Raw genomic sequence first — 10,402 nt, forward strand, 5'->3', positions numbered from 1 at the left:
TCCTTTTTCTCTAAAATATGCAACATAAATCTATCTGAACATGAAGGATAACATCTTCATGCTCAAAGGCTTTTTATTACCTAAATTCAAGAATGTTTTATATTGAATGTTAGGTGCCCGCTTTTATATTCCCTCATAATCGATTTTTTTCTTTTTTTCACAGCGATGTGTATTCTATATGTGTGTTGTCCGTTACCTAAGAAGTAACGGATGAACATGGGGTAAAAAAATATGATTTTAACGAAACCAAAATCAGTAAATGCCGGGCCTAGTAGTGGGACAGGGGAAGGCGTAGCACACTCAAAACGCTGGTATGTAGCACTCGTTCGAATGCATCACGAGAAAAAAGTTGCCGAGCGTTTGTCTAAGATGGGAATTGATTCTTTTGTTCCCGTTCAACAACAAATTCATCAATGGAGTGACCGTCGTAAGATGGTTGATACAGTCTTACTCCCAATGATGGTTTTTGTACATGTCAATCCAAAAGAACGTATGGAAGTCCTTTCATTTTCTACGGTCAGCCGTTATATGGTGATGCGTGGAGAGAGCACTCCTGCCGTTATTCCTGACGAGCAGATGGCCCGTTTCCGTTTCATGCTCGATTATTCCGAAGAAGCAGTCTGTATGAATGATACTCCACTAGCGCGTGGTGAGAAAGTTCGTGTCATAAAAGGTCCTTTGAGTGGACTTGTTGGCGAACTTGTGACTGTAGGCGGGAAGAGTAAGATTGCCGTTCGTTTAAATATGCTTGGCTGTGCTTGTGTAGATATGCCAATCGGTTATGTAGAATCCACAAAAATCACCAATGACAACACGAAGAAAATTTAACGTATTTCTATTCATTCTGTTGCTGGGAGTTTTTTCTCCTTTAATGGCTCAAAGCATGAGCGACTCCCAAGTTCTTGAATATGTAAAGGATGGCATCCGTCAAGGTAAAGAACAGAAACAACTAGCCTCTGAACTGGCACGTAGAGGTGTGACCAAAGAACAGGCAACTCGTGTGAAGCAACTATATGAACAACAAAACAATGTTAATGCTTCCAATGCAACGGGTACCGATGTCAATGAATCACGTCTTCGTGAGGAAATGAAAGAAAACACTTCCGATATGCTGGAAGACCACCCGAGCACTCAAGACCTCGCACGTGGCAATCAGGTTTTCGGACGAAATATCTTCAACACCCGTAACCTGACTTTTGAACCCAGCGTCAACATCGCCACTCCCTTGAACTATCGTCTGGGTCCCGGTGATGAAGTGATTATCGATATCTGGGGAGCCAGCCAGAACACTATCCGCCAACAGATTTCTCCTGACGGCACGATCAATATTCAGAAAATAGGTCCTGTCAACCTGAACGGACTAACTATTGCTGAAGCCAATGATTATCTCAAAAAGACATTAAACAAGATATATAATGGTCTTAATAATGCGAATGATCCCACCTCTGACATCCGTCTGACTTTGGGCAGCATACGTACTATCCAGATCAATGTAATGGGTGAGGTTGTCCAACCGGGCACTTACTCCCTCTCTTCTTTTGCCACAGTCTTTCATGCACTTTACCGTGCGGGTGGAGTCAGTGACATAGGAAGCCTTCGCAATGTACAGTTGGTACGTAACGGCAAAAATATCGCCACAATCGATGTCTACCAATTTATCATGAAAGGAAACATTCAGGATGACATTCGTCTTCAGGAAGGGGATGTAGTAATAGTCCCCGCCTATGATGTATTGGTTAAGATCGACGGAAAAGTGAAACGCCCCATGCGTTTCGAAATGAAAAAGAATGAGAGTCTATCCACTCTTATCAGCTATGCCGGTGGCTTTGAAGCCGACGCCTACACTCGTTCCTTGCGTGTCGTACGCCAGAATGGACAGGAATATGAAGTAAACACGGTCAAAGACCTTGACTATAGTGTCTATAAAATGCGAAACGGTGATGTTGTGACCGCCGAAGCCATCCTTAACCGCTTCATCAACAAACTTGAAATCCGTGGAGCCGTTTATCGTCCCGGCATCTACCAGTTGAATGGAAAACTGAATACTGTCCGTGAACTGGTAAACGAAGCCCAAGGCCTGACCGGTGATGCTTTCTTGAACCGTGCCGTTCTCTACCGCCAGCGTGAGGACTTGACTACCGAAGTTGTTCCTGTAGACATTAAAGCTATCATGGACGGTACTTCCCAAAACATCATCCTGATGAAAAACGATATCCTTTATATTCCTAGTATTCATGACCTGGAAGACAGAGGCAACGTCGTAATCCATGGTGAAGTAGCCAAACCTGATTCTTATCCTTATGCTGATAACATGACCCTTGAAGACTTGATCATTCAGGCAGGTGGCTTGCGTGAAGCCGCTTCTGTAGTCCGTGTAGATGTATCCCGTAGAATTAAGAATCCTCGCAGTACAGTAGATAACGATACTATCGGCCAGATATATACATTCTCCCTAAAAGAAGGTTTTATTGTAGATGGAACCCCTGGCTTTGTCCTTCAACCTTATGATGAAGTTTATGTGCGTCGTAGTCCGGGGTATCAAGCTCAACAGAATGTGGTTGTTGAAGGTGAAATTCTGTTCGGAGGCTCTTATGCTATGACCAGTCGTGAAGAACGTCTTTCGGACTTAATCAATAAAGCGGGAGGTGCAACGAATTATGCCTACTTACGTGGTGCCAAATTGACTCGTGTAGCCAATGCAAGTGAAAAGAAACGCATGGGTGATGTGGTCCGCTTGATGAGTCGACAGTTGGGTGAAGCTATGATGGACTCATTAGGTGTTCGTGTGGAAGATACCTTTAGTGTTGGTATTGACTTGGAGAAAGCATTAGCTAACCCTGGAAGTACAGCAGATATTGTCTTGCGTGTGGGTGATGTAATTTCTATTCCGAAAAATAATAATACAGTAACGATCAATGGTGCCGTAATGGTCCCGAATACGGTTTCTTATATGGAAGGAAAGAATATAGACTATTATCTGAATCAGGCTGGTGGTTATTCTGAAAATGCAAAGAAGAGTAAGAAATTTATAGTTTATATGAATGGCCAAGTGACTAAAGTGAAAGGTAGTGGTAAGAAACAGATCGAGCCGGGATGTGAGATAATTGTGCCTAGTAAGGCTAAGAAAAGGACTAATATGGGTAATATTTTAGGGTACGCTACTACATTCAGCACATTGGGAATGATGGTTGCTTCTATTGCTAACTTAATAAAGAAATAACGAATTCCTTTTATGACTACTTTGATAGAACAAAAATCTGAAAAAGATATAAAACAAAAACGGAATAATCATACGAATGAAGAGATCGAAATTGATTTGATGGGTGTTCTTCGTAGGATTATGGGTATTCGTAAGAAGATTTATAAGGCAGCCGGTATCGGACTGATAATTGGCGTTATTATAGCAATCAGTATTCCTAGGCAGTACACGGTTGAAGTGACTCTTTCTCCGGAGATGGGAAGTGCTAAAGGTGGTGGTCTATCTGGTTTGGCAGCTTCTTTCTTGGGAAGTGACGTTACTATGGGTGATGGCAGTGATGCTTTGAATGCTTCTTTATCTGCAGATATTGTATCTTCCACTCCTTTCTTATTGGAACTTTCCACAATGAAAATACCTGTATTGAAAAATGAAATGATGACCTTGAATGCTTATCTGGATGAGGAGTCTTCTCCTTGGTGGAGTTATGTAATTGGATTTCCTGCTATGGTAATTGGTGGAGTAAAGTCTTTGTTTATTGAAGGTGAGGATGAATTCATATCTTCTGATAAAGTAAGTCAGGGTACAATTGAATTATCAAAGAAAGAGTTGGGTAAGATTGGTGTTTTAAAGAAAATGATTGTTGCCTCTGTAGATAAGAAAACATCCATGACTTCCGTTGCCGTAACCTTGCAAGAACCCAGAGTGGCTGCTGTTGTTGCAGATTCGGTTGTGAAAAAGTTGCAGGAATACATCATTGACTATCGTACTTCCAAGGCGAAAGAAGACTGTATCTACTTGGAGAAACTTTTCAAAGAACGTCAGCAGGAATATTATGCTGCCCAAAAGAAATATGCTGATTATTTGGATTCTCATGATAATATCATTTTGCAAAGTGTTCGTGCCGAACAGGAACGTTTACAGAATGATATGAGTCTTGCTTACCAGATATATAGCCAAGTTGGAAGTCAACTTCAGGTCTCTAGAGCCAAAGTTCAGGAGGAAAAGCCTGTGTTTGCTGTTATAGAGCCTGCAGTAGTGCCGCTGACTCCTTCAGGAACCGACAAAAAGATATGTGTGCTGGCATTTGTATTTCTGTCTGTTTGTATTGTTATATTCTGGCATTTATTGGGAAAAGATATCTTGAATAAGTTTAAAGAAATCCGGGCTTAAATATCCATTAGTAAAGTGTTATGGCATCAACTAACCAGATAAATAAAGTTGTAGAGTCTATTGTAGTTTTGGGAGACCTAATTATCCTGAACCTGTGTTTGTCTCTGCTCCTTTTCTTTTGGAAGAAAGCGTTTATAAATTTGCCGTTTTCTTGTACTGTTTCTTTTATGATGGCTTCTCTTACTCTCTGCTATCTGGCTTGTTTCGGATCTCGTGGGAGGGTTTGGGACAGTAGGGGGATTCGTGCAGATCAGCTCGTATTACGTGTATTGAAGAACATTATAGCCTTTTCTATCTTTTGGGCATGTATTATGACTTTTAGTGGAATTTCTATTTTTTCTCCTCTTTTCTTTGTCTCTTATTTTTTTATTCTCTTTCTTGTTTTAAGTATTTACCGCATTATTATTCGTCATTTGCTGATAGTTTATTGCACGAAAGGTAAACATAGGCGCTATGCTGTATTTATAGGTGGAGGTAATAATATGCAGATGTTATATGAGGAAATGGAGAGTTCTTTGGCATCTTCTGTTTATGAGGTAGTCGGTTATTTTGATATTAAATCGAATGACACTATTTCCTCCCAATGTCCTTATTTGGGTAGTCCTGATGGTTTCTCGGACTTTATGTCCGTACACACAGGAATTAAGCATGTTTTTTGTTCTTTGTCAATGGAGGAAGGACGCTATAACTTTTCTATCATGAATTATTGTGAGAACCATTTACTTTATTTTCATGGTGTTCCTAATGTTTGTAAGGGTTTTCCCCGTCGTATCTGGCATAGTATGGTTGGTAATATGCCAATTTTGAATTTGCGTTATGAACCTCTAGGTAAGATGGAGAACCGTATATTAAAACGGATATTCGATATTGCTTTATCTGGTATTTTTCTGGTTACTGTTTTTCCTTTTGTTTATCTCATTGTGGGAAGTATCATAAAGTTTACTTCTCCCGGTCCTATACTTTTTAAACAAATGCGTACCGGTTTGAATGGCGTCGATTTTGTGTGTTACAAATTCCGTTCAATGAAAGTAAATGATGAAGCTGACAGCAAACAGGCAACGGCTGATGATCCCCGGAAAACTCGTTTTGGAGACTTTCTTCGACGTTCTAATATTGACGAACTTCCACAGTTTATAAATGTTTTTAAAGGTGAAATGTCAATAGTCGGTCCTCGTCCTCATATGTTGTCTCATACGGAGATTTATGCTCGGTTAATTGATAAATATATGGTTAGACACTTTATTAAGCCTGGAGTGACCGGATGGGCGCAAATACACGGTTTTCGTGGTGAAACCAAAGAACTTTCACAGATGGGAGGACGTGTGAAGGCTGATATCTGGTATATGGAGCATTGGACAATATTCCTAGATTTATATATCATTTATAAGACTATAGCAAATGTGGTCATTGGAGAAAAGAATGCGTATTAAGATTGATGATCAATTTAAATTAGTCAAATATATTGAGATAATACTACTTACCCCTGTTTGCAATAGCATATAGAGAACCTATAGAAAATTGTCTATTTTCTATGGGATATTTTTAAAGATATATTTTTAGAAGTAGATATAGAAACAGGGGCTTATAATTTTTTCCTGTATATGAAAGCTGTAATTTTTGCAGGTGGCTTGGGTACTAGATTGTCCGAAGCAACCAATTTAATTCCTAAGCCGATGGTTGAAATAGGAGGAAAACCTATCCTTTGGCATATCATGAAGACTTATAGTCATTATGGTATTAATGAGTTTATTATTTGTTGCGGTTATAAGCAATATGTAATAAAAGAATATTTTGCCAATTATTTTCGGCACAATAGTGATATGACAGTTGATTTATCTAATAATTGTGTTGAAATTTTGGATAACCATTCAGAAGATTGGAGAGTGACTATGGTTGATACAGGGTTGAATACCCAAACAGGTGGTCGCTTGAAGCGGGTACAGAAATATATTGGTGCTGAACGTTTCGTTCTTACTTACGGTGATGGGGTAGCAGATATTAATATAGCAGAGAGTATTAAAGAACATGAATTATCAGAATGTGCCATTTCATTGACGGCTTATAAACCTGGAGGAAAATTTGGTGCGTTACAAATTGACTTGGAAAGTAACAAAGTGCTCTCTTTTCAAGAAAAACCAGATGGTGATCGCAATTGGATAAATGCAGGTTACTTTGTTTGCGAACCTGAAATTTTAGAATATATTCCCGAAAATGATGATACTGTTATTTTCGAGCGTAAACCTCTCGAAAATTTAGCAAAAGATGGTAAAATGCATGCTTATCGTCATACTGGTTTTTGGAAACCGATGGATACACTGCGTGATAATGTAGAATTGAATGAGATGTGGGATAAGGGGCTAGCTCCTTGGAAAGTTTGGTAAATAATGAGTATAGATATATTTAACAATTTCTATAAAGGAAAACGTGTTCTTGTAACTGGACATACTGGTTTTAAAGGTAGTTGGCTTTCTATTTGGCTTCATGAACTTGGTGCAGAGGTAGTTGGTGTAGCGAAAGATCCATATTCAGAAAAAGATAATTATGTTTTATCGGGAATAGGAAAGAAAATTAAAGCTGACTTACGTGCCGATATTTGTGACAGTCAACGAATGAAAGAAATCTTTCAGACATACCAACCTGAAATTGTTTTTCATTTAGCTGCTCAACCTTTAGTGCGTCTAAGTTATGATATTCCTGTTGAAACATACGAAACGAATGTGATGGGAACAATAAACATTTTAGAGGCTATACGAGTAACAGATAGTGTGAAGGTCGGTATTATGATAACTACGGACAAATGCTATGAGAATAAAGAGCAGATTTGGGGATATCGTGAAAATGAACCGATGGGAGGATATGATCCTTATTCCAGTAGTAAAGGGGCGGCAGAGATAGCCATTGCCTCATGGCGCAGAAGTTTCTTCAATCCTGACCAGTATGATAAACATGGCAAGAGTATTGCTAGTGTTCGAGCAGGTAATGTGATTGGTGGAGGCGATTGGGCATTAGATCGTATTATTCCAGATTGCATTAAAGCTCTTGAATCCGGTAAGAATATTGATATTCGAAATACTAAATCTGTCCGTCCATGGCAGCATGTATTGGAACCATTGAGTGGCTATATGCTTTTAACTGCAAAAATTTGGGAAGAACCAACAAAATATTGTGAGGGATGGAACTTCGGGCCTCGTGCGGAAAGTATTACCTCTGTATGGGATGTGGCAAATGATGTAGTCAAGAATTATGGTAGTGGTGGGCTCAATGATATCTCCATCCCCAATGCTCCTCATGAAGCTAGATTTTTAATGCTTGATATTAGTAAAGCTAAGTTTCAACTAGGCTGGGAACCACGTATGAATATTCATCAATGTGTTGCTCTTACTGTTGACTGGTATAAAAGGTATACATTTGAGAATGTATATAGCTTGTGTGTTGATCAGATTAAGCAATATTTAATCAAATGAAAAAAGTAATAGTTGTAGGTGCTAATGGCTTTTTAGGGAGGGAATTATGTAAGAAACTGGCATCCAAAGGTATTGCAGTTGTTGCTTTAGTTGCTAAAGGAGGTGATTACTCTTTTGCAAAAAGCTTGCATAATGTCAACTGTATCGAATTTGATTTATCGCGGATTGTTGATTGGGATGGAATTGAGGAGATAAAAGGTGCTGATACAATGTTCTATATGGCTTGGGCGGGTGTTAGCTCAACTTATAAAAATCAAGTCGAAATTCAAGTTTCAAATATATTGTATGGAATACAAGTGATGGAGTTTGCCCATCGTAATGGAATTTCTAGAGTAATTTTTCCAGGTTCTGCATCCGAATATGCTTGTGGTAATGAAGTTATTAATGGGCGCAGTATTCCATCGCCTTCTGATTTGTATAGTGCTTCCAAGGTAGCAACCAAGTTCTTGTGTCAAACCTATGCAAGACAAAATGGTATTTCGTTAATTTGGGCTGTAATTACAAGTATTTATGGTCCTGGTCGTAATGATGAAAATTTGATAACCTATTGTATTAAGACATTGTTAAAAGGTGAAAAACCATCTTTTACAGGGCTTGAACAGCAGTGGGATTACTTGTATATTGACGATTTAATTGATGCGCTAGTTGCTGTTGGTGAAAAAGGAATAGGAGGAAAGACATATCCTATTGGGAGTGGTGAAAATAAACAAATAGTAGAATATGTCAAGATTATACGTGATATGATTGATCCTACCTTGCCTTTAGGAATTGGAGATATACCTTATAAAAATAAAACTATTGATAATCAGATACTTGATATATCAGAATTAAATGAAGATACAGGATTTACAGCAAGGTATAGTTTTGAGTCTGGAATAAAATTGACAATAGATTACTATAAAAATGCGATTAAGTAATTTTGATTATATTATAGCTGGTGCAGGTTTGAGTGGAAGCACATTTGCACGATTGAGGGCTGAAAAAGGCTCTAAAATTCTAGTGATAGACAGGCGATCCACTGTAGCTGGTAATCTTTATGATGAAACTAATATGTATGGCATATTAGTTCAGCAGTATGGACCACATATTTTTCATACTAATAGTGAGGAAGTATATTCATTTATAACTAAATATCATAAATGGAATCCCTTTAAATTAAGGTGTTCTGTTGATATGTGTGGACAACAAACACCTTCTCCTTTCAATTTTAAAACCATAGATCAGTTTTATGCTACAGATAAAGCTGAATTAATTAAGGAAGCTTTGCTATTAAAGTATCCTAATCAAAGTACTGTAACAATCGTGGAATTATTGAACAGTGAAGAGCCTCTTATTAAGCAGTATGCACAAATGCTTTTTGATAATGATTACAGTCTTTATACAGCAAAGCAATGGGGTATTAAAGCTAGTGAAATCGATATCAATGTATTGAAACGAGTTCCAGTTCGCTTAGATTATAAAGAGATGTATTTCTCTGATAAGTACGAGTGTATGCCAGAGGGTGGTTTTACTTCCTTCATTAAGGACCTTTTGGATCACGATAATATTGAATATATAAACAATGAGGATGCACTTAAATATATATCTTTGAATGATCAAGACCATAGGATTGAATTCCATGATTTAGAAGTGTCCACTAATTGTAAATTAGTATATACAGGTGCTATTGATGAACTTTTTAATTATGAGTTTGGAAAATTACCATATCGCTCTTTAACATTTAAATATGAGACTTTGAATGAGGAGTTATTTCAAGCAACTCCAGTAGTGGCTTATCCTCAGGTTGAAGGATATACCCGTATAACAGAATACAAGCAGCTCCCTAAACAAAATATTTTAGGGATTACAACTATTGCTTATGAATATCCTATGATGTTTGAGGAAGGTAAAGCGGATGAACCATATTATCCTGTTCCAACAGATGATACAGCTATGCTTTATTCTAAATACAAAGCAAAAGCTGGGAATTATGATAATCTAATACTATGTGGGCGGCTGGCTAATTATAAATATTATAATATGGATCAAGCAATCCTTGCAGTATTACGTTTGACATAAATATAAATCAATTGTTAAATTACTTAAGTTATTAATATACTCATATTATAAACAACAAAAACATGTTTAAACTATCTATTTGTCAACCAACTTATAATCGTGTATATTTTATTAAAGATACAACTACCAAGATAATTGAACAAATTCTTTCTGAACATAGAGAGAATGATGTTCAGCTGTGTTTTTCTGATAATGGCTCTACTGACGGAACTAAAGATATCATTGAAGAAATGAAAAGAAAATATCCTACTATTAACTTTAAAATAAATTATTTTGGTGAAAATCGTGGTTTGGATGCTAATCATGAACAAGTAATGAAAATGGCTGATGGAGAGTGGTCTATTCTTAAAGGTGATGATGATTATTTAATGGATGGAGGACTAAATAAGATATTCAATTTATTAGATCAAAATCAAGATGTGGATGTGATTGTATCAAGCCCCATTGGCATGTCTCCTGAACTAAAGCCATTACAACCTATTTATTTCCTTCGTGAAGAAGTAGAGTCTTT

Annotated in this window: 9 protein-coding genes; all 9 read left to right on the top strand. The window is 37.6% G+C overall.

Translation table 11 applies throughout. The annotated features are described in order from the left end of the window. Positions 1 to 231: 231 nt before the first annotated feature. Positions 232 to 828, top strand: coding sequence for a UpxY family transcription antiterminator (locus BSAG_RS18405; protein WP_004297022.1), 597 nt, complete (start codon positions 232 to 234; stop codon positions 826 to 828). Continuing rightward, on the top strand, positions 806 to 3,220 hold the full coding sequence (locus BSAG_RS18400) for an SLBB domain-containing protein (RefSeq protein ID WP_008020270.1): 2,415 nt from the start codon (positions 806 to 808) through the stop codon (positions 3,218 to 3,220). The genes BSAG_RS18405 and BSAG_RS18400 overlap by 23 nt, the downstream gene beginning before the upstream one ends. Positions 3,221 to 3,232: 12 nt before the next feature. Further along, a complete protein-coding gene (locus BSAG_RS18395) occupies positions 3,233 to 4,369 on the top strand; it encodes a chain-length determining protein (RefSeq protein ID WP_004313281.1) in 1,137 nt (378 codons plus the stop codon). 20 nt (positions 4,370 to 4,389) lie between these two features. Then, complete coding sequence (locus tag BSAG_RS18390; RefSeq protein WP_004309190.1) at positions 4,390 to 5,799, top strand: undecaprenyl-phosphate glucose phosphotransferase; 1,410 nt, start codon at positions 4,390 to 4,392, stop codon at positions 5,797 to 5,799. A 171-nt stretch (positions 5,800 to 5,970) separates the two neighbouring features. Continuing rightward, positions 5,971 to 6,750: a glucose-1-phosphate cytidylyltransferase gene (rfbF, locus tag BSAG_RS18385; RefSeq protein WP_004309191.1), complete on the top strand. Its 780-nt coding sequence runs from the start codon at positions 5,971 to 5,973 to the stop codon at positions 6,748 to 6,750. 3 nt (positions 6,751 to 6,753) lie between these two features. Then, a complete protein-coding gene (gene rfbG, locus BSAG_RS18380) occupies positions 6,754 to 7,833 on the top strand; it encodes a CDP-glucose 4,6-dehydratase (RefSeq protein WP_004309192.1) in 1,080 nt (359 codons plus the stop codon). Continuing rightward, entirely contained in the window at positions 7,830 to 8,750 is a 921-nt protein-coding gene (locus BSAG_RS18375; protein ID WP_004309193.1) for an NAD-dependent epimerase/dehydratase family protein, read from the top strand. The genes rfbG and BSAG_RS18375 overlap by 4 nt, the downstream gene beginning before the upstream one ends. Continuing rightward, complete coding sequence (gene glf, locus BSAG_RS18370) at positions 8,737 to 9,891, top strand: UDP-galactopyranose mutase (RefSeq protein WP_004313282.1); 1,155 nt, start codon at positions 8,737 to 8,739, stop codon at positions 9,889 to 9,891. The genes BSAG_RS18375 and glf overlap by 14 nt, the downstream gene beginning before the upstream one ends. A gap of 62 nt (positions 9,892 to 9,953) precedes the next feature. Continuing rightward, on the top strand, positions 9,954 to 10,402 hold a 449-nt coding region (locus BSAG_RS18365; RefSeq protein ID WP_008997365.1), incomplete at its 3' end, for a glycosyltransferase family 2 protein.

The organism is Bacteroides sp. D1 (genome assembly GCF_000157095.2).
GTDB lineage: Bacteria > Bacteroidota > Bacteroidia > Bacteroidales > Bacteroidaceae > Bacteroides > Bacteroides xylanisolvens.

Excerpts from the sequence above, each read along its gene's own strand:
- BSAG_RS18405 (WP_004297022.1), top strand. The coding sequence starts at position 232 with ATGATTTTAACGAAACCAAAATCAGTAAATGCCGGGCCTAGTAGTGGG.
- BSAG_RS18400 (WP_008020270.1), top strand. The coding sequence starts at position 806 with ATGACAACACGAAGAAAATTTAACGTATTTCTATTCATTCTGTTGCTG.
- BSAG_RS18395 (WP_004313281.1), top strand. The coding sequence starts at position 3,233 with ATGACTACTTTGATAGAACAAAAATCTGAAAAAGATATAAAACAAAAA.
- BSAG_RS18390 (WP_004309190.1), top strand. The coding sequence starts at position 4,390 with ATGGCATCAACTAACCAGATAAATAAAGTTGTAGAGTCTATTGTAGTT.
- rfbF (WP_004309191.1), top strand. The coding sequence starts at position 5,971 with ATGAAAGCTGTAATTTTTGCAGGTGGCTTGGGTACTAGATTGTCCGAA.
- rfbG (WP_004309192.1), top strand. The coding sequence starts at position 6,754 with ATGAGTATAGATATATTTAACAATTTCTATAAAGGAAAACGTGTTCTT.
- BSAG_RS18375 (WP_004309193.1), top strand. The coding sequence starts at position 7,830 with ATGAAAAAAGTAATAGTTGTAGGTGCTAATGGCTTTTTAGGGAGGGAA.
- glf (WP_004313282.1), top strand. The coding sequence starts at position 8,737 with ATGCGATTAAGTAATTTTGATTATATTATAGCTGGTGCAGGTTTGAGT.